24 protein-coding genes are annotated in these 22,532 nt (G+C 62.6%); 17 read left to right on the top strand and 7 right to left on the bottom strand.

Going from position 1 to position 22,532, the window contains the following annotated elements; genetic code table 11:
• Window positions 1-139: 139 nt before the first annotated feature.
• Window positions 140-1,870 (top strand): adenylate/guanylate cyclase domain-containing protein, encoded by a 1,731-nt coding sequence (locus tag NKI70_RS02090; protein WP_031211050.1) that lies wholly within the window; start codon window positions 140-142, stop codon window positions 1,868-1,870.
• A gap of 10 nt (window positions 1,871-1,880) precedes the next feature.
• On the opposite strand, the gene NKI70_RS02095 is transcribed toward NKI70_RS02090, so the two are convergent.
• Entirely contained in the window at window positions 1,881-2,459 is a 579-nt protein-coding gene (locus NKI70_RS02095) for a hypothetical protein (protein ID WP_023674106.1), read from the bottom strand.
• A gap of 173 nt (window positions 2,460-2,632) precedes the next feature.
• Here NKI70_RS02095 and NKI70_RS02100 point away from each other — a divergent pair, with 173 nt between their 5' ends.
• The 4 genes from NKI70_RS02100 (at window position 2,633) to NKI70_RS02115 (ending at window position 7,110) form a co-directional block, all read left to right on the top strand.
• On the top strand, window positions 2,633-4,000 hold the full coding sequence (locus NKI70_RS02100; protein ID WP_023674107.1) for a S8 family serine peptidase: 1,368 nt from the start codon (window positions 2,633-2,635) through the stop codon (window positions 3,998-4,000).
• Entirely contained in the window at window positions 3,991-5,148 is a 1,158-nt protein-coding gene (locus NKI70_RS02105; protein WP_352635352.1) for a DUF1501 domain-containing protein, read from the top strand. Before NKI70_RS02100 ends, NKI70_RS02105 begins: the two co-directional genes overlap by 10 nt.
• Before the next feature lie 524 nt (window positions 5,149-5,672).
• Entirely contained in the window at window positions 5,673-6,491 is an 819-nt protein-coding gene (gene fabI, locus NKI70_RS02110; protein WP_031211054.1) for an enoyl-ACP reductase FabI, read from the top strand.
• Window positions 6,492-6,522: 31 nt separating this feature from the next.
• Window positions 6,523-7,110, top strand: a complete 588-nt coding sequence (locus tag NKI70_RS02115; RefSeq protein ID WP_352700348.1) for a histidine phosphatase family protein — start codon at window positions 6,523-6,525, stop codon at window positions 7,108-7,110.
• 62 nt (window positions 7,111-7,172) lie between these two features.
• Here the strand turns inward: NKI70_RS02115 and NKI70_RS02120 are convergent, their stop codons facing one another.
• Window positions 7,173-7,436, bottom strand: a complete 264-nt coding sequence (locus NKI70_RS02120) for a DUF1344 domain-containing protein (RefSeq protein ID WP_023716902.1) — start codon at window positions 7,434-7,436, stop codon at window positions 7,173-7,175.
• Window positions 7,437-7,711: 275 nt separating this feature from the next.
• On the opposite strand from NKI70_RS02120, the gene aroC reads away from it, so the two are divergent.
• Window positions 7,712-8,812 (top strand): chorismate synthase, encoded by a 1,101-nt coding sequence (gene aroC / locus NKI70_RS02125; RefSeq protein WP_352700349.1) that lies wholly within the window; start codon window positions 7,712-7,714, stop codon window positions 8,810-8,812.
• A gap of 105 nt (window positions 8,813-8,917) precedes the next feature.
• Window positions 8,918-10,018, top strand: coding sequence for a 3,4-dihydroxy-2-butanone-4-phosphate synthase (ribB, locus tag NKI70_RS02130; RefSeq protein WP_352700350.1), 1,101 nt, complete (start codon window positions 8,918-8,920; stop codon window positions 10,016-10,018).
• Window positions 10,019-10,077: 59 nt separating this feature from the next.
• On the opposite strand, the gene NKI70_RS02135 is transcribed toward ribB, so the two are convergent.
• Complete coding sequence (locus tag NKI70_RS02135) at window positions 10,078-11,301, bottom strand: MFS transporter (RefSeq protein ID WP_352698264.1); 1,224 nt, start codon at window positions 11,299-11,301, stop codon at window positions 10,078-10,080.
• Between the two features lie 118 nt (window positions 11,302-11,419).
• Between NKI70_RS02135 and NKI70_RS02140 the strand changes: the two genes are divergently transcribed.
• The 7 genes from NKI70_RS02140 (at window position 11,420) to NKI70_RS02170 (ending at window position 17,193) form a co-directional block, all read left to right on the top strand.
• Complete coding sequence (locus NKI70_RS02140; RefSeq protein ID WP_352698266.1) at window positions 11,420-12,073, top strand: TetR/AcrR family transcriptional regulator; 654 nt, start codon at window positions 11,420-11,422, stop codon at window positions 12,071-12,073.
• A 133-nt stretch (window positions 12,074-12,206) separates the two neighbouring features.
• A complete protein-coding gene (locus tag NKI70_RS02145) occupies window positions 12,207-13,133 on the top strand; it encodes a histone deacetylase family protein (RefSeq protein WP_352456880.1) in 927 nt (308 codons plus the stop codon).
• Between the two features lie 3 nt (window positions 13,134-13,136).
• Window positions 13,137-13,388 (top strand): exodeoxyribonuclease VII small subunit, encoded by a 252-nt coding sequence (locus tag NKI70_RS02150; RefSeq protein WP_031211056.1) that lies wholly within the window; start codon window positions 13,137-13,139, stop codon window positions 13,386-13,388.
• A gap of 109 nt (window positions 13,389-13,497) precedes the next feature.
• A complete protein-coding gene (locus NKI70_RS02155) occupies window positions 13,498-13,764 on the top strand; it encodes a DUF2277 domain-containing protein (RefSeq protein ID WP_023716908.1) in 267 nt (88 codons plus the stop codon).
• A gap of 9 nt (window positions 13,765-13,773) precedes the next feature.
• Window positions 13,774-14,694, top strand: coding sequence for a pirin family protein (locus NKI70_RS02160; protein ID WP_023674119.1), 921 nt, complete (start codon window positions 13,774-13,776; stop codon window positions 14,692-14,694).
• An 81-nt stretch (window positions 14,695-14,775) separates the two neighbouring features.
• The gene (gene dxs, locus NKI70_RS02165) at window positions 14,776-16,689 is read left to right on the top strand and encodes a 1-deoxy-D-xylulose-5-phosphate synthase (protein ID WP_023674120.1); all 1,914 of its coding nucleotides are present in this window, start codon (window positions 14,776-14,778) and stop codon (window positions 16,687-16,689) included.
• A 210-nt stretch (window positions 16,690-16,899) separates the two neighbouring features.
• Window positions 16,900-17,193, top strand: a complete 294-nt coding sequence (locus NKI70_RS02170; RefSeq protein ID WP_352692188.1) for a hypothetical protein — start codon at window positions 16,900-16,902, stop codon at window positions 17,191-17,193.
• 27 nt (window positions 17,194-17,220) lie between these two features.
• Here the strand turns inward: NKI70_RS02170 and NKI70_RS02175 are convergent, their stop codons facing one another.
• Entirely contained in the window at window positions 17,221-17,622 is a 402-nt protein-coding gene (locus NKI70_RS02175; RefSeq protein WP_352593350.1) for a GFA family protein, read from the bottom strand.
• A gap of 175 nt (window positions 17,623-17,797) precedes the next feature.
• On the opposite strand from NKI70_RS02175, the gene NKI70_RS02180 reads away from it, so the two are divergent.
• The 3 genes from NKI70_RS02180 to NKI70_RS02190 all read left to right on the top strand — a co-directional run bounded on the left by NKI70_RS02180 (window position 17,798) and on the right by NKI70_RS02190 (window position 20,262).
• Entirely contained in the window at window positions 17,798-18,577 is a 780-nt protein-coding gene (locus tag NKI70_RS02180) for a TlyA family RNA methyltransferase (RefSeq protein WP_352593353.1), read from the top strand.
• The gene (locus tag NKI70_RS02185; protein ID WP_352578614.1) at window positions 18,574-19,815 is read left to right on the top strand and encodes a class I SAM-dependent RNA methyltransferase; all 1,242 of its coding nucleotides are present in this window, start codon (window positions 18,574-18,576) and stop codon (window positions 19,813-19,815) included. Before NKI70_RS02180 ends, NKI70_RS02185 begins: the two co-directional genes overlap by 4 nt.
• Window positions 19,816-19,890: 75 nt before the next feature.
• Window positions 19,891-20,262 carry an antitoxin Xre/MbcA/ParS toxin-binding domain-containing protein gene (locus NKI70_RS02190; protein ID WP_352578613.1) on the top strand — a complete coding sequence of 124 codons (372 nt, stop codon included), beginning with the start codon at window positions 19,891-19,893 and terminating at the stop codon, window positions 20,260-20,262.
• A 54-nt stretch (window positions 20,263-20,316) separates the two neighbouring features.
• Here NKI70_RS02190 and NKI70_RS02195 read toward each other — a convergent pair whose 3' ends face one another.
• The 3 genes from NKI70_RS02195 to tldD all read right to left on the bottom strand — a co-directional run bounded on the left by NKI70_RS02195 (window position 20,317) and on the right by tldD (window position 22,532).
• Complete coding sequence (locus NKI70_RS02195; RefSeq protein WP_352578612.1) at window positions 20,317-20,706, bottom strand: type II toxin-antitoxin system VapC family toxin; 390 nt, start codon at window positions 20,704-20,706, stop codon at window positions 20,317-20,319.
• Entirely contained in the window at window positions 20,693-20,968 is a 276-nt protein-coding gene (locus NKI70_RS02200; RefSeq protein ID WP_023674129.1) for an AbrB/MazE/SpoVT family DNA-binding domain-containing protein, read from the bottom strand. The genes NKI70_RS02195 and NKI70_RS02200 overlap by 14 nt, the downstream gene beginning before the upstream one ends.
• A gap of 151 nt (window positions 20,969-21,119) precedes the next feature.
• Window positions 21,120-22,532 carry a metalloprotease TldD gene (gene tldD, locus NKI70_RS02205; RefSeq protein ID WP_352593356.1) on the bottom strand — a complete coding sequence of 471 codons (1,413 nt, stop codon included), beginning with the start codon at window positions 22,530-22,532 and terminating at the stop codon, window positions 21,120-21,122.

Genomic DNA, 22,532 nt, shown 5'->3' on the forward strand with positions numbered 1-22,532 from the left:
CATGTTCAATCCTCTACAGTATCGGCACCAATTGCTCATTCGCACGCTGACACGCACTGGAGTATGATGCAAACTCCTGCGAGACGCTTTGATATCGTCAAGCCGACGTCGAACATAATATAACCCGCCGAGGGAGAGAATGAACGCGGGCGACAGCAATCTTCAGCGACGTCTGACGGCTATCCTGGCTGCTGACATGGTCGGTTACTCGTCGCTGATGGCCCGCGACGAAGAGCGCACCTTCGCGCTCGTCAAACATCTCATGCAGGACGAAATAGAGCCTAGGATCACGCAGCACCGGGGACGGGTTGTGAGAACGACCGGAGACGGGATGCTCGCCGAGTTTCCAAGCGCTTTCGGAGCCGTGCAGTCAGCAGTGGAAGTCCAGGAACTGCTTGTCGGCCAGTCTTCGGGGAAGGCCAGCCAGGAAATTTTTCTCCGGATTGGGATCAACTTCGGTGATATTATTGTCGATACCGATGGCGATGTGTTTGGAGATACCGTCAACATAGCCGCGCGCCTGGAACAGTTCGCCAGCCCGGGCGGTATCTGCCTTTCCGGAAAGGTACACGACGAAGTTCGCGACAAATTTAATCTTCCGTTTGAATATTGCGGCGAACAGCATCTCAAGAACATTCCACGCCCGATTCCCGTATACTCGTTGTTCCAAAAGCCCAAAGGGCTGCCACCTGCATCGACTGCGCAGGTGGCTGGTCCGAGCAAGCCCTCCATCCTCGTTCGCCCGTTCAAGAGCGCGGGCGACGTCCAACCCTATTTCAGTGGCGGCTTCACCGAAGACATCGTCACGGAACTGACGCGCTTTACTCAGCTTACGGTTGCGTCCCATTATACGTCGACGCGGCTCAAGGATGTGGACCTGGTCGCGGATAACGGCGTGGATTTCGTCATCGAAGGCGGGATCCGCCGCATGGGCCGGCGAATGCGCATTACATGCGAGCTGGTCGACGCAACCTCGGGTGAGTGCTTGTGGGCCGAGCGCTACGACGGGGACGAGCAGGACATCTTCGATGTCCAGGACGAACTGATCGGGAAGATCGTCGGGACCGTTATCGGCCGTCTTACGGCCGCAGGCGCCGAGAAGGCGCGGCGTAAACCACCTGCCAATCTCGCGGCCTATGAGTGCGTGCTCCGGGGCAATGCCCTGCCCCTGGGCGACATCGCGGCCGAAATGGAGGCTCGACAGTGGTATCAGCGAGCGATCGAGCTCGATCCATCCTACGGGCGCGCGTACGCCAAGCTCGCCCACTATAAGCAGCTTGAATGGTTTCGCGACATGGGGCCGTCGGATGCGGTGCTTGCCGAGGCTTATGACATCGCCAAAAAAGCGGTGGCGCTTTCCCCCAATGATCCAGTCTGCCTGAACATACTGGGCTGGGTGCTCCTCCACCGTCGTGATTTCGACGTCGCATCTCAGCTATACACACGCGCGCTCGAACTCAATCCGCACGATCCCGAGCAGGTCTCCTATCAAGGGACTTATCAAACATTTGCCGGCGAGCCCCAAAGTGCCTTGGACTGGTTCGAACGGGCGCGAGTGCTCGATCCCCTATACGAGCCTTCATGGTATTGGCCGTTCCGCGGTCTTGCCCATTTCATTGCCCACCGTCCGGATAAGGCAGTCGTCGATCTGGGCCGCTCGTCCACCATGCCGACCTGGGTTAAGGTCTATCTGGCTGCAGCGAACGCCCTGCTTGGCCGAAACGAAGAGGCGAAGAGCTACACGTATCTGGTTCTGCGTGGCGCACCGGAGTTCTCCGGGCGGCGGTTCGCCACCAAGGAACCTTACAAGCTGGAGGGTGACCGTAACACGCTGCTCAACGGCATGCGGGAAGCGGGATTGCCCGAGTAGGGACTGGCGACTATCTGCAGCCGAAGAGCACGGCCGTGGCGAGCTCGTCATGGTAGTGCCTGCCCTGGGCGTATTTGTGGTAGTCGTGGAGATAATCGATCAGATCGCTGCGGGTCAGGACCCCCCTCGGCACCTGGGGCACCACCACATTGATCAAGTTCGGTTCGTCCACGTGAACTTCGACAGACACTCCCGTTTCCACGATGTCTTCCAGCACCATTTTGAGATCACGCTTCAGGTCCGCATAGGCGGCAGCATCCGGGATCGCGTCGCCCCCGTCGAGAGGGTCATCCTCGTATTTTATGGGCTGCCCATTCAGATCTTCTATCGTTAGTGTCTGCGAATGTGGCGCTGTTCCGGCGGCGGCGGTCCGGACCCTGATGTTGCCGATAGCACGGCCTGCTTCCGGCCGAAGTCTGATAGTATCACCGACGGCGAAAATCTGCCGATCAATGGTAATTGTTAGGGGATCTGTTGAATCCATGGACAAGATACGTGACGAGGCCGGCAAAAGCTTGAGCCAGGCCCCTACGATCGCTGCGCCGATCTCTTGGACTTGCCGACCTGGCTTCAATTCTGCCCTGGGCATCGCCGAGGCTCCCCTCCGAGGTCAATGCAAATAGCCTAAACGCATTTTGCATCTGTCGCAAGCAATGCGCAGGCGGCATGCTCGCATCGACTCGATGTTTTCATGGACAGAAAGCCGTATTGGGAGCATTCTGATCCTCGCGGTATCAGTAACGACAGCCGGAGGGTGTACGAATGATACTTGCTCAACTTCGTGTGCTGTTGCTCGGCTGTCTCCTCGCCGTTGTCGGAACAGCGAGACCGGAAGCGTCAGGCGAGGAGGGCTTCACCGACAGCGGTGACATCGAAAAGACTTTCATCGTCGACATCGCCAGGGCGGCGGAGTTACGCAAGGATATCGGCGCGCTAAACAAGTTCATCGCAGGCAAGGGCAAGCTGGAAGCGGTGGACATGCCGGATATCGGTATCAGCATCGTGACGGGGACCTTTTCCGAGAGCGAGATCGAAGAGCTGCGCTCCAGGGGATATGAGGAGCCGGATCCTTTCGTGGTGAACCTGTTCGATGGTGCCACCTGCGAGGGGCCGGAACTCCTGGGCATCTCGCCGACTGCGGATGTTGTCCCTCCCAGCGTCTGCAGGGTCGTCGGGTCACCACAGCCGGTGGCTTCAGGATCGCCCACCGTATGGATCATCGACAGCGGAGTGGATTGGAGCGTTGTCACCGCCGGGCTCCTCAAGGTTCAGGAAGCCATCGATTGCACGAGCAGCCCATGCCAGACCGTGTCGAGCCTCGACGACACAGTAGGGCACGGGACGATGGTGGCAGCAGTTATCGGCGGAAAGCGTGTCAAGCAGGGCGACCAGTATATAGGTCTGGTTGGTGTCAGCCCCGACGCCCCGCTCAAGATCGTAAAGGCCTTCAGTAAGCTGAAGACCGAAATTTTCGGCCCGCCTCTTCTCGCGCTTCGCCATGTTCGGGACAACGCGGTCGCTGGGGATATTCTGAACTTGAGTTGGGGTGCATTATATCTGGAGAGCACCAGACGCGGAAGCACGTTGCAAGATCTTAAATTTCTCGACGCCCTTCTTTATCAGATCGCCGACCGTCAGGTGCGCGTTGTGGTAGCTGCGGGCAACCCCCGGGAAGACGAAGAGGGCCCTTGGGTACAGTCTTATTTCCCGGCCAATGCGGCGACTTATTTTTCGCCTGTGACGACAGGAAACAAGGTGGGAGCGATATACAGCGCTTCGGCTTCCAACAGCGAATATATTCAGGTGGCAACTCCTGGGAAATGCCAAGGCATCAGCAACGCCTGGTGCGACACGCTATGGCGCGGGGGGGCGTTCGGCGCGTCCTATGCCGAACCGGGCGTCAATGTCCTGTCACTGTGGAAGAGCCGAAAGAACGGCAAGCTCCGGAGGAACATCTGTTCGGGCACATCTTTCGCAGCCCCGGCACTTGCCGGCCTTTTGGTTCGCAACGCGCAGCCGACTAACAAGGCTCTGACAACGGGAAGTCTTAGCCCGAATACGGATCTGCTAGGGTATATGACCGCGGGTACGCCGGTGAACCCAAGTTCGGACGAGCCTAAATGCAACTGACCCGAAGGGCAGCGCTGCAAGGTTTGGCCTTGGCGTCCGCGTTCGGTAGCGTGCGTCTGGCCGGTGCCTCGCTTGTGGACGAAGATCCTCGCCTTCTGCTCGTCCACGTGCGTGGCGGACTCGATGCACTAGCTGCCGTGCCGCCCTACGGCGATCCGCATTTTGCCTCGGCGCGCGGGCCCCTCGTGCCTTTCCCGAACTCTGGCGTCGCCGAGATGCTCAAGCTCGACGGGCTCTTCGCGCTTCATCCGGCGCTCGGGTCTCTCCTGCCCCACTACTCGTGCGGCGAGTTGCTCATCGTGCCCGCGACCGCCATTCCGGATGTGGGCCGGTCCCACGCGGCCGCCCAGGCGGCGCTGTTCGACGGCGATATCGACGGCGGCAGCGCCGGATGGCTCGACCGGGCTTCTTCTGTACTGTCGGGCCGGCAGAAGGCGGTGTGGCGGGGCAGACCGGCCGATCGATCGATGGACATGCTGGCCCATCTTGCGCTGGCCAATCCTCGGCTCGAACTCGTCCGCCTCTACGCCGAGGGCACTTGGCCGTCCGGCGCAAAAGGCAGCGAAAGCCTGCTGGAACAACATGCCGCATGCGACGCGGCTCGCTTCGGCGACGCGGCCAGGAGCGCGGCGCTTGCCCTGTCAGCTACGGGCGGACCGCGGATCGCGATGCTCGAGGTGGCCGGCTTCGACACGCATGTGGCGCAGGGAGCGGACTTCGGAAGGCTGGCGCGGAGTTTGAATGGGCTGGCGCGGGGCCTCATTGCATTTGCCCAAGCGTCCGGGCCTGCCTGGAACAGGACGGCGGTGCTGGTGGTCACGGAGTTCGGCCGTTCCGTGGTGCCCAACACCGACGGCGGCACTGATCACGGCGTCGCGAGTGTCACCTTGTTAATGGGTGGCGCCGTTGCCGGCGGGCGAGTAGGCAATCGCTGGCCCGGTCTTGCTCGAGACCTGCTTCATGGCGGAACAGACTTGGCTGCTACGACGGACGTACGATCGATCATAAAGGGCGTGCTGACGGAACACCTGCGTCTTCCTGACCGAGCAATGGCTGAAATTTTCCCAGGCGCTGCCGGGATACCGGCGGTGCGTGGACTGTTTATCGGGAGCCGTTGTCCAGGCGGAGGTCGACTGGCTTCGATGTGATCTCCAGCGCGGTTTAGCTTCTTATCCGCGTCGGCTACGGGACGCATCGGACTGCAATAGGCGGACGCCTAATCTTAAGTGGCCGCTTCTAAGAAGCTTCCGGAATCACGGCTATTGTGAAGGGTTTCGAATGCCGGCCTCCCAGCGCGGTCGCCTATAATGTCCGGTTTAAGGCAATGGCCGAGCTAACTTGAATGGCCGAGATGAGGCGCAAAGCGGTCGCCAACGGCCCAAAGTATGGAAGTCGGCTCGGGGTCATGAGCGTGACTTCGGCCGCTGGCCAACGAAACTTCCGCCAAAGGGTCATCTTCCGCCGTGCCACACCGACACCAGTGTCGGATTTTTCCACTGGCCCACGACCGCAAGGTCAAGGCGCTACAGCGTCCTTTGCGCGCCCAAAGGACGCGCGGCGCTGTTGAGCAACCGCTTTGTCCCCCGAACTGTCCGCTTTGAACGCTTGAAGGGGCACTGTGGCTGTGCGATAGGCACTCCACAAAGTAGAGAACCTTGCGGAGAGCGCTGACATGGCGGGTGGACGGGGCCTTATGGCCGGCAAGCGCGGCCTTATCCTTGGCATCGCCAACAATCGCTCGATCGCTTACGGCATCGCCAAGGCCTGTGTCGACCACGGCGCCGAGATCGCGCTGACCTATCAGGGCGAGGCGTTCAAGAAACGCGTCGAGCCGCTTGCCGCGGAACTGGGCGCGCATGTCGCCGGCCATTGCGATGTGACCGACCCGGCCAGCCTCGATGCGGTGTTCGCCGATATCGCCAGCCATTGGGGCAAGCTCGATTTCCTCGTCCACGCCATCGCCTTTTCCGACAAGGACGAGCTGACCGGCCGCTATGTCGAGACGACGCGCGACAATTTCCTGCGTACAATGGATATTTCGGTCTATTCCTTCACCACCATCGCCAAACGTGCCGAGGCGCTGATGACCGATGGTGGGTCGCTGCTGACGCTGACCTATTACGGCGCGGAAAAGGTGATGCCGCACTACAACGTCATGGGTGTTGCCAAGGCGGCACTCGAAGCCAGCGTGCGCTATCTGGCCGTCGATCTCGGCGCCAAGAAGATCCGTGTCAACGCGATCTCCGCCGGCCCGATCAAGACGCTTGCCGCATCCGGCATCGGCGATTTCCGCTATATCCTGAAGTGGAACGAATACAATTCGCCGTTGAAGCAGACGGTCACGCAGGAGGAGGTCGGCGATTCCGGCGTCTATTTCCTGTCCGACCTTTCGCGCGGCGTCACCGGCGAGATCCATCATGTCGATTCCGGCTATCATGTCGTCGGCATGAAGGCGGTCGACGCGCCGGATATTTCGACGGTCAAGGACTGACGCCACCGCCTGACCTCTTCCGGAAGACCTGATGTACCCGCTCGTCTATATCGTGCGCCACGGCCAGACGGCGTGGAACGCCGAGGCCCGGCTGCAGGGGCAGGCCGATACCGACCTCAACGAGCTTGGCCGCGAGCAGGCTAGCCGCAACGGGCGCAGGCTGGCCGAACTCATCGACAAGCCCGAAGATTTCGAATTTGTCGCCAGCCCGATGCGGCGCACGCGCGAGACGATGGAGCGCCTGCGCGCGGCGATGAAGCTCGATCCGCACGCCTATCGTACCGAGCCGCTACTCGTAGAATTGAGCTTTGGCGACTGGCAGGGTTTCACCTTTGCCGAACTCGAGGCGAACGATCCCGGTTCGACCAGGCACCGACGCCTAGATAAATGGAACTTCCAGCCGCCCGGCGAGGGCGCCGAAAGCTATCAGATGCTGCTCGAACGGGTGAAGCCGTGGTTCGACGCGCTCGATCGCCAGACGGTCTGCGTGACCCATGGTGGCGTCATGCGCGTAATGTTCCGCTTGGTGCTGGGGATGTCCGAACAAGATGCGGTCAGCATGGAAGTGCCGCAGGACCGCGTGCTCAGGCTGGACGGCCGGCGCCTGGAGTGGCTTTGAGACCGATGACGTAGCGTATGTTGAGATCAGGTCGGGCCGGCCTCAGCTGAATATCGACGCGCCTATTCCGTCGATCCGGTGTCCGGCAGTTCCATGTCGGTGACGACGTTCTCGCCATTCGTCACGTCGTAGGCGAGGACGATGTCCATGCCTGGCTTCAGCGCATCGAGGTCGGTTTCGGCGTTCAGCTTGTAGGACTTGCCGTCGTCCAGCGTCAGCGTCAGCGCATCCTTATCGACCTTCTTGATCAGGCCTTCGGTCTGGCCGGCGAAGGCGGCGGTGGAAATCAACAGCGTGGCGGCAACAGCGCCAATCAGGATACGCATCATCGTCCTCTTTAATCATTGCCGGTACAGCGGCTCGGTCCAACGGAACGGAACTGAGCAGAAACCAATCGAATGTGTCAAAACTAAATCCGCGGGATCACAGTTTGACCACTGTGGAAAACGCCAATAGAAGGCAGGCGACAGCGCCGCGCGTCCTCCTGGACGCGCAAAGGACGCTGTAGCACTTTTGATTTTGTGCATGATCCTTTCCGAAAATCGCTCCGATTTTCGGAGTCATGCGCTGAGCCGGCTCCGACGCCGGCAGGGCTGGTTCCATGTCGCACAACACGTTCGGCCATCTTTTCCGCGTCACCACCTGGGGCGAAAGCCATGGGCCGGCGCTGGGCTGCGTCGTCGACGGCTGTCCGCCAGGCATCCGCTTCACTCGCGACGAGATCCAGGCCGAACTCGACAAGCGCCGCCCCGGCCAGTCACGTTTTGTGACGCAGCGTCGCGAACCTGACGAGGTCAAGGTCCTGTCCGGCTTCATCCTCGATGAGGACGGCGAGACGATGATCACCACCGGCACGCCGGTGTCGATGCTGATCGAGAACGTCGACCAGCGCTCCAAGGACTATGGCGACATCGCCCGCCAGTTCCGGCCGGGCCATGCCGACTACACTTACGAGGTCAAATACGGCCTGCGCGATTACCGCGGCGGCGGCCGCTCCTCGGCGCGTGAGACGGCGGCGCGGGTGGCGGCCGGAGCGCTTGCCCGCAAGGTCGTGCCCGGCATGGTGGTGCGCGGCGCGCTGGTGTCGATGGGCGATAAATCGATCGATCGCGCCAATTGGAACTGGAATTTCGTCGGCGACGCTGAAAACCCGTTCTTCACGCCCGATCCGGCGTCCGTCGCCGTTTTCACCAAATATCTGGACGGCATTCGCAAGGCGGGCTCCTCGGTCGGTGCGGTCATCGAGATCGTCGCCGACGGCGTGCCGGCGGGGCTTGGCGCGCCGATCTATGCCAAGCTCGACCAGGACATCGCCGCCGGCCTGATGTCGATCAACGCCGTCAAGGGCGTCGAGATCGGCAACGGTTTCGAGGCCGCCCGCATCACCGGCGAGGAGAATGCCGATGAGATGCGCATGGGCAATGACGGCAAGCCGGTCTTCCTGTCCAACAATGCCGGCGGCATCCTCGGCGGCATCTCGACCGGCCAGGCGATCGTCGCGCGTTTCGCCGTCAAGCCGACCTCGTCGATCCTGGCGCCGCGAAAGTCGATCGACAAGGACGGCAACGACGTCGAGATCATGACCAAAGGCCGCCACGATCCATGCGTCGGCATCCGCGCCGTGCCGATCGGCGAGGCGATGGTTGCCTGCGCCATTGCCGATCATTATCTGCGTCATCGGGGACAAACGGGAGGGGAGTAGGGGAGTAGGGGAGTAGGTTACGCAACTCCCACAACAGCATTTTTTCCTTTCCCCTACTCCCGTACTGCCCTACTCCCCTATTCCCTGCGAGCGAAGCGAGCACTTATGCCTTACGACCAGAAGAAAATCGTCGAAGCCCTGCGCGCCTTCGAGCGCGGCGAGATCGTCGTCGTCATGGACGATGACGGCCGCGAGAACGAGGGTGACCTGATCGTCGCCGCCGTCCATTGCACGCCGGAAAAGATGGCGTTCATCGTCCGCAACACGTCGGGCATCGTCTGCACGCCGATGCCGCGCGAGGAAGCCAAGCGGCTCAACCTGTCGCCGATGGTGGCTGACAATGATTCCGCCCACACCACTGCCTTTACCGTCAGCGTCGACTTCAAGCACGGCACCACGACCGGCATTTCGGCGGACGACCGCACGCTGACGGTGCGCAATCTCGCCAATGGCAATGTCGGCGCGTCCGATTTCGTGCGCCCCGGCCACATCTTTCCGCTGATCGCGCGCGAAGGCGGCGTGCTGATGCGTTCGGGCCATACCGAAGCCGCTGTCGACCTCTGCAAGCTCGCCGGCCTGCCGCCGGTCGGCGTCATTTCCGAGCTGGTCAATGATGACGGCACTGTCATGCGTGGCCCGCAGGTGCAGGCCTTCGCGGAAAAGCACGGGTTGAAGCAGATTTCGGTTGCCGACCTAATCGCCTACCGGCAACGCAAGGAATCGCTGGTCGAGCGCGTCGCCTGTTCGGACATCGAGACACCCGGCGGCAAGGCACAGGTCTTCACCTACACGCTGCCCTGGGACTCCATGCATCACGTGGCGGTCGTCTTCGGCGATATCCGCGACGGCGTCGAGGTGCCGGTGCGCCTTCATTCCGAGGACGTGGTCAGCGACGTCTTCGGCACCAGCCACAGGCTGGACGCCATCATGAAGGCGATGGGCGAGCGCCAGCGCGGCGTCATCGTCTATCTGCGCGAAGGCTCGGTCGGCGTCGCCCATCAGGAGCGCAAGCGCCCGGCTGCCGGCGACCGCGAGGATCACGAAGAGGCTCGCCGCCGCGAAAACGAATGGCGCGAGATCGGCCTCGGCGCGCAAATCCTCAAGGATCTCGGCATTTCCTCGATCAAACTGATCGCCTCGCGCGAGCGCCATTATGTCGGCCTCGAAGGTTTTGGCATCCACATCGCCAAGACCGAGATTCTTTAGGCCATTCTCACGATGCTGGTATGCGTCCGGCCCCGCCGGGGGGCCGGACGCACCGGAAACTATTCCGCAGCGACCGCCGCTGCGTCGCATGCAGCCATCTCGCAGTTCGGCGCGGCAAGGCTGCGCTGGCCGGCGAGCACGATGACCAGCGCGATTGTGCCCGATGCCACCGATACCCAGAACCCGTTCTGCGCGCCGAAAGCGTCCACCACCCAGCCGGCGGCGAAGGAGCCGAGCGCCATGCCGATGCCGATGCCGGTCATCACCCAGGTCACGCCTTCGGTCAGCACCGCCTCGGGCACGCGCCGTTCGATCAGGCCAAATGCCGTGATGAAGGTCGGCGAAATCGCCACGCCGCTGACGAAGACGGCCAGTGCCAGCAGCGGTACTGTGTCGGCGACGAGCAGCGGCAGCGTGGTAAGCGCAATGATGGCGATTGCGATGGCAAGCTGAATTTGCAGCGGCAGTTTCAGGTTCAGGGCGCCGATGATGATGCCGACGACGAACGATCCGAGCGCGTAGACGCCGATGACGAAGCTGGCGGCCCCTGGCTGGCCAAGCTCCTTGGTGATCGCCACTGTGCTCACCTCCGTGGTGGCGAAGGTCGCGCCGATGAAGATCAGGGCCAAGGTGATGATCTGGACCGGCCGCAGGCGGATTGCCGAGCCGCCTGAATCATGTTCCACCGGTCGGGCTCGCGGTTCGGTCGAGCGCTGCAGGATGAAGGCCGTCGAACCGAAGGCGAGGAACAATGTGCTCGCGAGCACTCCCGCTTCCGGGAAAAGCGCGACGCTCAGCCCTACCGACAGCGATGCGCCGGCTATGTACACCAGTTCGTCCGCCGCCGACTCGAAGGCGAACGCCGTGTTCAGCTCGGGGCGGTTGCGAAAAATCTCGGTCCAGCGTGCGCGCACCATTGCCGGGATGCTGGGCATGACGGCGGCGAGCAGCGCCGAGACGAATAGCGTCCATATCGGCCAATGCTGATTGGCCGCCGCAATCAGGATCGCGAAAGCGAGCGTGGAAATCACAGTGGTCGGCACCACAATCCGCGTCTGGCCGAGGCGGTCCACCAGCCGTGATACCTGCGGGGCGACGAAAGCGTTGGCCAGCGCATATGTCGCTGAGACGGCGCCGGCCAGCCAGTATTCGCCATCGGTCTGCGACAGCATCGCGACGATCCCGATCGGAGCCATGGCCATCGGCAGCCGGGCAGCGAAGCCGGCGGCGGCAAAGCCCTTGGCGCCGGGCGCGCGAAAGATCTGGGAATAGGGATTTTGCATGGTCTGGCTCCTCGACAACGGCCGGTTCGGCGATTACATACGTGGCGTATGAGTTTAAATAGATCATACGCGGCGTATGTCAATTGGCATACGAGACGTATGTTAATAGGGCCGGGGCATGCACAGACCACGCAAGGAGATGATTGCCGAAACCCGCGCCAAACTGATAGCCGCGGCGCGCCAGGCCTTCGGCACGCTCGGCTATGCCGAAGCCTCGATGGACGATTTCACGGCATCGGCCGGGCTGACGCGCGGTGCGCTCTATCATCACTTCGGCGACAAGAAGGGCCTACTCCAGGCGGTTATCGCCGAGATCGACGCCGAAATGGCAGCCCGGCTGAAGGTCGTTTCGGCCAAGCCGGACAATCTCTGGCAGGGCTTTGTCGACGAATGCACCGCCTATATCGAGATGGCGCTGGAACCGGAGATCCAGCGTATCGTGCTTCGTGACGGACCGGCGGTGCTCGGCGATCCATCGCAATGGCCAAGCCAGAGCACATGCATCCGCTCGATGACAGAGAGCCTGCAAAAACTGAGCGACGAAGGGACAATTCTCGCCGTCGATCCCGAAGCCGCGGCAAGGCTGGTCAGCGGCGCCTCGTTGCATGGGGCGCAGTGGATCGCAAATTCGAACGATCCCGAAGCGACGTCGAAGAAGGCAGTGAAGGCGTTCAAGGTTCTTCTGGAAGGGCTGCTCAATCGCACCGGCAAGCTGCCTAAGCCTGATCGATCGTCAGCAAAGCAGCCCCAGATTGACCGATCACCGGCCTGAGGTCATTCTTTTCGCCGATCCCAGGCGGCTCGCGGTGGGCTCAGCCGACGCCGGTTGCCTAAACCCTGTTGAACATCGCCTCACCAGCGCGCGAAAACATGGCCAAAGCGGCGAGGCGCGCCTATATCGGGGCATGGTCACGAGACTTTACACCCACCCGATTTTCCTCGAGCACATAACACCGCCCGGTCATCCGGAGCGGCCGGACCGTTTGCGCGCCATAGAGCGTGTGCTTGACGACGAGGCGTTCGCGGCGCTCGATCGCGTCCAGGCGCCCGAAGGCGACGAGGCAACCATCCTCTACGCGCATCCGCCCGAATTCGTCGAACGTGTCCGCGCAGCGATACCGGACACCGGCATCGCCCGTATCGACGCCGATACCACCGCCAGCCCAAAGAGCTGGCAGGCGGCCGTGACCGCGATCGGCGCAGCCAACGCCGCGGTCGACGACGTCTTCACCGACCGTGCCGAAAACGTCTTCGTCGCCGCACGGCCGCCCGGCCATCATGCCGAAAAGACCACCTCCATGGGTTTTTGCCTGTTCAACACCGCCGCGATCGCGGCACGCTACGCGCAGAAGAACCATGGCGCCGACCGCGTCGCCGTCGTCGACTGGGATGTGCATCACGGCAACGGCACGCAGGACATTTTCTGGGACGATCCATCGGTGCTCTATTGCTCGACACACCAGATGCCGCTTTACCCGGGAACCGGGGCCGTGAGCGAAACCGGCGCCGGCAACATCGTCAACGCGCCGCTGGCGCCGCAGAGCGGCAGCGATAGTTTCCGCGACGCCTTTCTGTCACGCATCCTGCCGGCGCTCGACAATTTTGCGCCCGACCTCATCATCATCTCCGCCGGTTTCGATGCCCACCACCGCGATCCGCTGGCCGAGATCAACCTGACCGAGGATGATTTCGACTGGGCGACCGGCCAGTTGCTCGAACGAGCCGGGCGCCATAGCCGCAACCGGCTCGTCAGCGTGCTCGAGGGCGGCTACGATCTGCAGGGATTGGCATTTTCAGTCGCCGCCCATGTCGGGCGGCTGATGAAGGGATAGACGATGGCTGGTGAGACCAACGAGGATGTCAAGGCGATGAGCTTCGAGCAGGCGCTCGAGGCGCTGGAGAGGATCGTCGACGATCTGGAGCGCGGCGACGTTCCGCTCGACCAGTCGATCCGCATCTACGAGCGCGGCGAGGCGCTGAAGGCGCATTGCGACCGGCTGCTGAAGGCGGCCGAGGACAAGGTCGAGAAAATCAGGCTGTCGCGTGACGGCAAGCCGGTGGGGACAGAGCCGTTGGACGCGGATTGAGGCGCGGCCTCGAACGACAATTTTGCTTACCGGCTTTGGACATCATCACGATTGAGGATAAAACTCATCCCGTTTGAAACGGCTCCAGGACGAGAGGAGATTGCGAACGATGTGCAGAAACATCAAAACCCTGTTCAATTTCGATCCGCCGGCAACCAATGACGAGGTCCGCGATGCCGCGCTTCAGTTTGTCCGCAAGCTGAGCGGAACGACGCGACCGTCGAAACAGAACCAGCATGCGTTCGACCATGCCGTCGAGGCCATTGCCGCCTCGGCGCGCGAATTGCTCGACAGCCTCGAGACGACGCAGCATCCGCGCAATCGCGAAGAGGTGGCGGCCAAGGCGAAGGCCAAATCTGCACTTCGCTTCGCCTGAGGGGACCGCGTGAGCTTCTTTCCCGGAAACGATCCGCAGATGGGCGATGCCTTCGCCAGCGATCAGATCGAGCTGATGGTCATTCCGAACGCCAAGGATATTGGCGGATTTCAGGTTCGCCGCGCCTTGCCGACGGCCAGGCGCCGGCTGGTCGGACCCTTCATCTTCTTCGACCGCATGGGTCCAGCCGTTCTGCGAGCGGGCCAGGCGCTCGACGTGCGTCCGCACCCACATATCGGCCTGTCTACGGTGACTTACCTGTTCGACGGCAAGATCAGGCATCGCGATTCGCTCGGCACCGAGATGGTAATCCAGCCCGGCGACGTGAATTTGATGACCGCCGGCCGTGGCATCGTCCATTCGGAGCGCACGCCGGAAGAACTGCGCGGCGCGCCGATGTCGGTTTCCGGCCTGCAGACATGGCTGGCGCTGCCGGACGGCAAGGAAGAAGTCGCGCCGGTCTTCGAGAACACCGCGGCCCTGCGCCTGCCCGAAATCGATGCGGAGGGCGTTAGCGGCCGTGTGATCATCGGTGCGTTTTCCGGACTGCGCTCCCCGGTCGCCACCGCTTCGGACACGCTTTATGCCGATCTCAGGCTGGCGCCGGGTGCCAGCGTGAAAATCCCGGCCGATGCCGAGGAGCGCGCCATCTATACGCTGGAAGGCGAGGTTTCGATATCCGGTGACCGCTTCCCGGCCGAGCGGCTGCTGGTCTTCCGGCCCGGCGACGAAATCGTTGTCTCATCGGAACGCGGCGCCCATTTCATGCTGTTTGGCGGCGCCTCGCTCGGTTCGAAACGCTATATCTGGTGGAATTTCGTATCGTCCTCAAAGGAACGCATCGAGCAGGCGAAAGAAGAATGGAAGACAGGCCGCTTCGATATCGTTCCTGGAGACGAGCAAGAGTTCATCCCGCTGCCCGAAAGCTGATGCGCGTTACCGCCACATTTACATTCGCCGGCCAGCGGCATATTTCACGATGAACAGAAAATCTGACCAGGCTCGCAAACAGTGAACGCAAAGCCCGATACGCCGCTTCTCGACAAGGTCCGCGTCCCAGCCGATTTGCGCACGCTTGCCGAAGGCGACCTGCCGCAGCTGGCGTCAGAGCTTCGCGCCGAACTGATCGACGTCGTTTCCCACACCGGCGGCCACCTCGGCGCCGGCCTTGGCGTCGTCGAACTGACCGTCGCGCTGCACTACGTCTTCAACACGCCGGACGACCGGCTGATCTGGGACGTCGGCCACCAGGCTTATCCGCACAAGATCCTGACCGGCCGCCGCGACCGCATCCGCACGCTGCGGCAGGAGGGCGGCCTGTCCGGCTTCACGCGTCGCGTCGAGAGCGAATACGATCCGTTCGGCGCAGCCCACTCCTCAACCTCGATTTCAGCCGGCCTCGGCATGGCGATGGCGCGCGATCTGTCCGATGGCCGCAACAATGTCATTGCCGTCATCGGCGACGGCGCCATGTCGGCCGGCATGGCCTATGAGGCGATGAACAATGCCGGCGCACTCGATGCCCGGCTGATCGTCATCTTGAACGACAACGATATGTCGATCGCTCCGCCGACCGGCGCAATGAGCGCCTATCTGGCCCGTCTGGCGTCGGGCAAGACCTATCTGGGCTTGCGCGATTTCGGCAAGAAGCTGACGTCGTATCTCGGCGAGCGCGCCGATCGCGCCATCAAGCGAGCGGTCGAGCATGCGCGCGGTTACGTCACCGGCGGCACGTTGTTCGAGGAAATGGGGTTCTACCACATCGGCCCGATCGACGGTCACAACCTCGAGCACCTGATCCCGGTGCTGAAGAACGTCCGCGACAATGCCGACGGCCCGGTGCTGATCCATGTCGTGACCCAGAAGGGCAAGGGCTACGCCCCGGCCGAGGCGGCGGCCGACAAATATCATGGCGTCAACAAATTCGACGTCATCACTGGCGCCCAGGCCAAGGCGCCCGCCAATGCGCCGAGCTACACCAAGGTGTTTGCCGAAAGCCTGATCCAGGAGGCCCGAGAGGACGACCGCATCGTCGCCATCACCGCCGCCATGCCGAACGGCACCGGGCTTGATCTGTTCGGCGAAGCGTTTCCGGCGAGGACCTTCGATGTCGGCATCGCCGAGCAACATGCGGTGACCTTCGCCGCCGGCCTTGCCACGGAAGGCTTCAAGCCTTTCGCGGCGATCTACTCGACCTTCCTGCAGCGCGCCTACGATCAGGTCGTCCACGACGTGGCGATCCAGAAATTGCCGGTGCGCTTTCCGATCGATCGCGCCGGCTTCGTCGGCGCCGATGGTGCCACCCATTGCGGCGCCTTCGACACGACCTTCCTGGCGACGCTGCCCGGTTTCGTCGTCATGGCCGCGGCCGATGAGGCCGAGCTGCGCCACATGGTACGCACCGCTGCAAGCTACGATGACGGCCCGATCGCCTTCCGCTACCCGCGCGGTAACGGCGTTGGTGTCGAGATGCCGCAACGCGGCTCGGTATTGGAGATCGGCAAGGGCCGGATCGTCAGGGAAGGCACCAAGGTTGCGCTGCTTTCCTTCGGCACCAGGCTGCAGGATTGCCTGGCCGCGGCCGAGGAGCTTGGCGCGGCCGGGCTTTCGACCACGGTCGCCGATGCCCGTTTTGCCAAGCCGCTCGACGAGGACCTGATCCGGCGGCTGGCCCGTTCGCACGAGATATTGGTGACGGTGGAAGAGGGCGCGGTCGGCGGCTTCGCCAGCCATGTGCTGCAGTTCCTGGCCCATGAAGGGCTGCTGGAGAGCGGCCTGAAGGTGCGCCCGCTGGTGCTGCCCGATACATTTGTCGACCATGCCAAGCCGGAAAAGATGTATGCCGATGCCGGGCTGGACAGCGCCGGCATCGTGCGCACCGTGTTCGTGGCGCTGGGGCATACCGCGCAGGCCCAGCGCGCCTAGCTTTTAGACGCATTCCCGCGACGCCGACGCGATTCAACTTGGCTGCAAGATGCCAGTCTGAATCAAATTCTCAACTGCTTGAATCAAATTGCCGGCGAACAGTCGTAACATGCTGTTTACGCTGCCGTTTGGCGATTTGCTTACCGTGTCCTTTGGCCGTTTTTCAACGCCGCCCTGCTAGAAGGCAACCAGGCAGGGGAAAGCAGACCAATGAGATCGCTTTTGGGCGGCATCGCGCTTGCGGCCATCTTCGCCGTGTCGGCCGGGGCCGAAACGCGCTACGACCGCAAACTCGAAGAGGCGGTGATGGGCATCGTCGCCGGCAAGATCGGCGAGATCCGTGGCGGCTTTTCCTACAAGCAGGCGCCGCAATTTGTCGTCATGCCAGATACCTCGCCGAAGGCGTCAATTTCCGTTGACCGGCCGCGCCCGCAGGTGTCCGGCGACAGCAGCGACGATCTGACGCCGGCCGTCGAACGGCGGGTTTCGCGGACCATATTCTAAAGCATGATCCCGAAGAGACTCTAGAAACTAGAACCACATATCCCGCACACAGCGACCATCTCTCGGCAAATCCTCGAATGTATCGAGACCATCGAAATGGTCGATCGGGAGATCGGCGACGGCCTCGGGCGGCGCAAGCCTCACATTGACGGCGATGCGGTAGCGCCCAGCCGCATCGGGATGCAAACCGCGCCAGGCCAGGACGCAAGCGCAGGTTGGGCAGAAGAGAATCTCAAGCGAAGGATGAGCCTTTCCGACGCGCCGATAGGCGCTTACGGGCCCCGCAAGGCGGATGCGTTCGTCGACATAGTCGTAAGCCCAGAGTGTGCCGTAGCGACGGCAAAGTGTGCAATTGCAGGCAGTGATCGAACCGGGATCGCCCTCCAGGGTCCAGTGGGCTGCGCCGCAGTGGCAGGTTCCCGTCAGCATGTACCTCCTCCACGTTTCGACGGCTAAACGGCATCTCTTTCTTAGCATTGCGTCGGGTCTCGTGCGAGGTTCGACAAACAGCGCAGCGGCTGATGAGTTCACTCGATTTTCCAACTATGCCTTCTCTCATCGCCAATAACCTTGCCATCATCGTTGGCTTTCGCCATGAAGGCCGATGACTTCCATTCCGCCAGCCAGCATACGCCAGCGGCTCGACGAATTGCTCGTCCAGCGCGGTCTGTTTGCCAGCCGCTCGCGTGCCCGCGACGCGGTCGAGCGCGGCACCGTGACGGTCGATGGCATCGTCGCCCTCAAGCCGGGCCAGGCCGTTCTGCCTGAGTGCAACATTGTCGTTGACGATCCGGCGCAAGGTTACGTGTCGCGCGCCGCACTGAAGCTGAAGGCTGGTCTCGACCATTTCGCCCTCGACCCCACCGGCAACGAAGCGCTCGATGTCGGCGCCTCGACCGGCGGCTTTACGCAGGTGCTGCTCGAACGCGGCGCGGCGCATGTCACGGCGATCGATGTCGGGCACGGCCAGATGCACTCCGACATTGCCGGCGATCCGCGCGTGACGGTAATTGAAGGCCTGAATGCGCGCGAACTGTCGGCCGCCGATCTCGGCGGCCGTGTGCCGGATTTCATCGTCTCGGATGTCAGCTTCATATCGCTGAAACTGGCGCTGCCGCCGGCGCTTGCCTTGGCCAGGAATGGCGCAAAAGCTGTGTTTCTGGTCAAGCCGCAATTCGAGGCCGGCCGTGAGGCGATCGGCAAGGGCGGCCTGCTTAAGGACCCCTATGATGCGGCGCGCATTGCCGGCCTGATGCAGGACTGGCTCGATGCCATTCCCGGCTGGCGCTCGCTGGGGCTTCATCTGTCACCGATAGAGGGCGGCGACGGCAACCGCGAGTTCCTGCTCGGCGGCATCAAGGACGTCGAGACCCAGAAGCGATGAGCACTCGTTTCACGATCGCAAGGTTGGGGTCGCAGGGCGATGGCATCGCCGAGACGGAAACCGGAGAGGTTTTCATTCCGTTCGCGCTGCCGGGAGAGGTCGTCACCGCCGCGCGGGAGAAAGATCGCGCCACCTTGATGTCGGTCCTTGAGGCTTCGCCGTTGCGGGTCGATCCGCCGTGCCGGCATTTCGGCGCGTGCGGCGGCTGCGCCGTCCAGCATCTCGAGACTGAAGCCTATCACCGGTGGAAGCGCGAAAAGGTCGTGCATGCGCTGAAGAGCAAGGGCATCGCTTGCGATGTCGGGGCGCTGGTGCCGTGCGCGCCGCACACGCGCCGCCGCGTCGTCTTCACCGCCCGGCGGAGCGAGGCGGGAATGCAGTTCGGCTTTGTTCGCGCGCTGTCATCCGAGATCATCTCGATCGAGGAATGCCCGATCTCGCTGCCGCAGATCGTCGCTGCGCTCGACCGTTTGAGGATGCTTGCCGGACTGATCTGCACCACGACCAAATCGTTCCACATGGCGGTGACGGTGACCGGTTCCGGCCTCGATGTCGCGGTTCACGATTCCGGCAAGCTCGGCGAGAACCAGCGCCGCGTCGCTTCCAACTTCGTCATCGCCGAGCGGCTAGCCAGGCTGTCGGTCGACGGCGAGGTCATTATCGAACCAAACAAACCGGTCGTCCTGTTTGGTGGCGTCGCCGTCGCAGTGCCTCCGGGCGCTTTCCTGCAGGCGACCGAGGCTGCCGAACAGGCGATGGCCAACATTGTCGTCCAGCATTTCGCGCGCGCCAAAAAGGTCGCCGATCTCTTCGCCGGCTGCGGCAGCTTCGCGCTGCGCCTAGCCGCAAGATCGGAGGTTCATGCGGTGGAAGGCGATGCGGCAGCACTCGCGGCGCTCGACCGGGCATTCCGTTTCGCCAGCGGCCTGAAGCGGGTGACCGGCGAACGTCGCGACCTGTTCCGGAGGCCGCTGACATTCAAGGAGTTGAATGCCTTTGACGGCGTTGTCTTCGACCCGCCTCGCGCCGGCGCCGAGGACCAGTCGAAGCAGATCGCGCGCTCCGACGTGCCGCTCGTCGCCGCGGTGTCTTGCAATCCGGTAACGCTCGCGCGGGACCTACGCATCCTCATGGACGGCGGCTACGCCCTGAAGAGCGTGACGCCGATCGACCAGTTCCTGTGGTCGCCGCATGTCGAGGTCGTGGCGCTGTTGGAGAAGCCGAGACGAAGGCGCTAGCAGCCAGGGCCTGAAACGCGCACCAAAAAAGCACATTTTGAACGCACGTCGTTCAGACTGTGCTAGGGAATTGCCATGAGCACCGCAGCCTTCGAAATTTCGGCATGGCGCTTCGGCGAGGAGCGGGCGCCGTTTCTCTCGCCAAGGCGGGTCGCTGAACTGCTAGGGGTTAATATGACAGAACTGGCGGGGCTGACCGGTCTCGCGCGCAACACGCTTGCCGCCAAGTCCGGTGCGCGCAAGGTCGACGCCGCATTGAGTCCCATCGTCCGTATCCTGGCGATGGCCGGCGAGATGGCCGGTGATGAACATCGTGCGGCGATCTGGTTCAAGCATCAGCCGATCCCCGGTTGGGCCGGAAAGACCGCCTACGATCTGGTTCGCGAAGGCAAGACGGACAAGGTGCTTGCCTATCTGGAGGCAGTCCGCTCCGGCATCTATGCCTGAAACCAGGCTGACCCTGTGGCGCGCTTTTGTGCCGCGCTGGGCCGCTGTGAGCTGCTATGCTTCTTGCACGCGTTCGTATCCGGCCGCCTTCGCGGCCCTGACGAACTTGCGGTCAAAAGTCGCGAGGCCAGCGCAGTGAGCGGACTTGCCCAGATGCAGCGCGTCAGCGAAATCCAACCCCTGTTCCGAGAGGTCGAGCGCGGACGACACGACCGCCCCGTCTTCCACCTCTACCGTGGGAAGCCCGCTAAACACCCGTAGCGTACGGGCGATTTCAAGCGGCGCAAAACCGTAGGCGCTGCGCAACACCCATTCGACTTCCAGCATCACCGTGACGGCGACAAAGACCGGCTGGCTATCGATCAGCGCCCGGGCGCGGGAAGACTGCGACGGGTGATCGCCCGTCAGGTAGCGGACGATCAGGTTGGTATCAATTGCGAGCATGGCGCCGCCGCGCTTCGGCGAGCACGCCCGCGTCCATTTCTTCCAACGTCTTCGGCCTGCCGCTATAGCGCAGCGATCCAAACACGTCCTCTGGCCGCGTCTCGGCGAAGACTGGCGCAGGCTTCAGTAGCACGCCCTCCGGGGTATCCTCGACCAGAAGGCGTGTGCCGGCATGCCATTCCCTCCGTTTCCGGATCGCGCTGGGCAGGATGACCTGTCCCTTGGTCGAGACCGTAGTTACGAGCTTCTCTGCGGCAGCCATCTCGGCACGTCCTTAGGTGTAAGACGAATGTAAGATAGTCGAAGCTCTCGGCAAATTCAAGGCGCAAGCTACTCCTACTTAAAGCGATGACAAGGCAGTGGGCGGCGGGGATTGGTTGTTCCGGAGCGGCGATAATTCGGCGTCAACTCCATCAAACCCTGGTGCCGCCGACTGTCATCTGGTTCATCCTGAGATGCGGCTGGCCGACGCCGACCGGCACGCCCTGTCCGGCCTTGCCGCACATGCCGATGCCGGTGTCGAGCTTCATATCGTTGCCGACCATCGAAACCCGATGCATGGCATCCGGCCCGTTGCCGATCAGCATGGCGCCCTTGATCGGTTGCGTCACCTTGCCGTTCTCGATCATGTAGGCTTCGGTGCAGCCGAACACGAACTTGCCCGAAGTGATGTCGACCTGGCCGCCACCGAACGACACGGCATAGATGCCGTTCTTGACTGAGGCGATGATCTCGTCCGGCTCCATGTCGCCTCCTGTCATGTAGGTGTTTGTCATGCGCGGCATAGGCTCGTGCGCGTAACCTTGGCGTCGCCCGTTGCCGGTGGCTTTCATGCCCATCAGCCGGGCGTTCTGGCGGTCCTGCATGTAGCCGACCAGCTTGCCATCGTCGATCAGCACGTTATGGGCCGATGGCGTGCCCTCATCGTCGACGGTAAGCGAACCACGCCGCTCGGGCAGGGTGCCGTCGTCAACGACGGTGACGCCTTTCGCCGCCACCTGCTGGCCAAGCAGGCCGGCGAAGGCCGACGTCTTCTTGCGGTTGAAATCGCCTTCCAGCCCGTGGCCGACGGCCTCGTGCAACATGACGCCCGGCCAGCCGCTCGACAGCACGATGTCGAAAGTGCCGGCAGGTGCTGGAACCGCTTCGAGATTGACCAGCGCTTGCCGCAATGCCTCCTTGGCCGCGTGCCGCCAGCTGTCCTCGATCAGGAATTCACCAAAATCCTTGCGGCCTCCCATGCCGTAGGAGCCGCTCTCCTGGCGGTCGCCGTCGCCGACCACCACCGACACGTTGATCCTGACCAGCGGACGGATGTCGCGCACCATCTGGCCGTCGGCGCGCACGATCTCGACATGCTGCCAGGAGGCGGCGAGCGACGCCGTCACCTGCCTGACGCGCGGATCCTCGGCCCGCAGCCATGCATCGATTTCCTGAAGCAGCTTGGCCTTGGCCTCGAAGGAAGGCGAGGGGATAGGGTTTCCGTCGCTGTAGAGATGGCGGTTGGTGCGGGCAGGCGCTGCGGCAAGCGTGCCGGAATAGCCGCTCTTCACCGTCGAAACGGCATCGGCGGCGCGCAGCAGCGAGGCTTCGGAGAGATCGCTGGAATGGGCGTAGCCGCTGGCTTCGCCGGCGACGGCGCGCAGGCCGAAACCCTGGTCGGTGTTGAAATTCGCGGTCTTCAGCTTGCCATTGTCGAACATCAGCGATTCGCTTTCGCTATATTCGAGAAACAGTTCGCCGTCGTCGGCGCCGTTAATAGTCTCGGCAACGATTTGCTTGATGCGATCGTCGGAAATGTCAAATTGGCCGATCAGGCTGTTCAT

Origin of the sequence: Mesorhizobium sp. M0500, assembly GCF_040321165.1 — a bacterium.
In the GTDB taxonomy this organism is placed as follows: Bacteria; Pseudomonadota; Alphaproteobacteria; order Rhizobiales; family Rhizobiaceae; genus Mesorhizobium.

Excerpts from the sequence above, each read along its gene's own strand:
- NKI70_RS02155 (WP_023716908.1), top strand. The coding sequence starts at position 13,498 with ATGTGCAGAAACATCAAAACCCTGTTCAATTTCGATCCGCCGGCAACC.
- NKI70_RS02090 (WP_031211050.1), top strand. The coding sequence starts at position 140 with ATGAACGCGGGCGACAGCAATCTTCAGCGACGTCTGACGGCTATCCTG.
- NKI70_RS02115 (WP_352700348.1), top strand. The coding sequence starts at position 6,523 with ATGTACCCGCTCGTCTATATCGTGCGCCACGGCCAGACGGCGTGGAAC.
- NKI70_RS02120 (WP_023716902.1), bottom strand. The coding sequence starts at position 7,436 with ATGCGTATCCTGATTGGCGCTGTTGCCGCCACGCTGTTGATTTCCACC.
- NKI70_RS02170 (WP_352692188.1), top strand. The coding sequence starts at position 16,900 with ATGAGATCGCTTTTGGGCGGCATCGCGCTTGCGGCCATCTTCGCCGTG.
- NKI70_RS02135 (WP_352698264.1), bottom strand. The coding sequence starts at position 11,301 with ATGCAAAATCCCTATTCCCAGATCTTTCGCGCGCCCGGCGCCAAGGGC.
- NKI70_RS02200 (WP_023674129.1), bottom strand. The coding sequence starts at position 20,968 with ATGGCTGCCGCAGAGAAGCTCGTAACTACGGTCTCGACCAAGGGACAG.
- NKI70_RS02190 (WP_352578613.1), top strand. The coding sequence starts at position 19,891 with ATGAGCACCGCAGCCTTCGAAATTTCGGCATGGCGCTTCGGCGAGGAG.
- NKI70_RS02100 (WP_023674107.1), top strand. The coding sequence starts at position 2,633 with ATGATACTTGCTCAACTTCGTGTGCTGTTGCTCGGCTGTCTCCTCGCC.
- NKI70_RS02195 (WP_352578612.1), bottom strand. The coding sequence starts at position 20,706 with ATGCTCGCAATTGATACCAACCTGATCGTCCGCTACCTGACGGGCGAT.
- NKI70_RS02095 (WP_023674106.1), bottom strand. The coding sequence starts at position 2,459 with ATGCCCAGGGCAGAATTGAAGCCAGGTCGGCAAGTCCAAGAGATCGGC.
- NKI70_RS02150 (WP_031211056.1), top strand. The coding sequence starts at position 13,137 with ATGGCTGGTGAGACCAACGAGGATGTCAAGGCGATGAGCTTCGAGCAG.
- NKI70_RS02145 (WP_352456880.1), top strand. The coding sequence starts at position 12,207 with ATGGTCACGAGACTTTACACCCACCCGATTTTCCTCGAGCACATAACA.
- NKI70_RS02140 (WP_352698266.1), top strand. The coding sequence starts at position 11,420 with ATGCACAGACCACGCAAGGAGATGATTGCCGAAACCCGCGCCAAACTG.
- NKI70_RS02105 (WP_352635352.1), top strand. The coding sequence starts at position 3,991 with ATGCAACTGACCCGAAGGGCAGCGCTGCAAGGTTTGGCCTTGGCGTCC.
- NKI70_RS02185 (WP_352578614.1), top strand. The coding sequence starts at position 18,574 with ATGAGCACTCGTTTCACGATCGCAAGGTTGGGGTCGCAGGGCGATGGC.
- aroC (WP_352700349.1), top strand. The coding sequence starts at position 7,712 with ATGTCGCACAACACGTTCGGCCATCTTTTCCGCGTCACCACCTGGGGC.
- fabI (WP_031211054.1), top strand. The coding sequence starts at position 5,673 with ATGGCGGGTGGACGGGGCCTTATGGCCGGCAAGCGCGGCCTTATCCTT.
- tldD (WP_352593356.1), bottom strand. The coding sequence starts at position 22,532 with ATGAACAGCCTGATCGGCCAATTTGACATTTCCGACGATCGCATCAAG.
- NKI70_RS02180 (WP_352593353.1), top strand. The coding sequence starts at position 17,798 with ATGACTTCCATTCCGCCAGCCAGCATACGCCAGCGGCTCGACGAATTG.
- ribB (WP_352700350.1), top strand. The coding sequence starts at position 8,918 with ATGCCTTACGACCAGAAGAAAATCGTCGAAGCCCTGCGCGCCTTCGAG.
- NKI70_RS02175 (WP_352593350.1), bottom strand. The coding sequence starts at position 17,622 with ATGCTGACGGGAACCTGCCACTGCGGCGCAGCCCACTGGACCCTGGAG.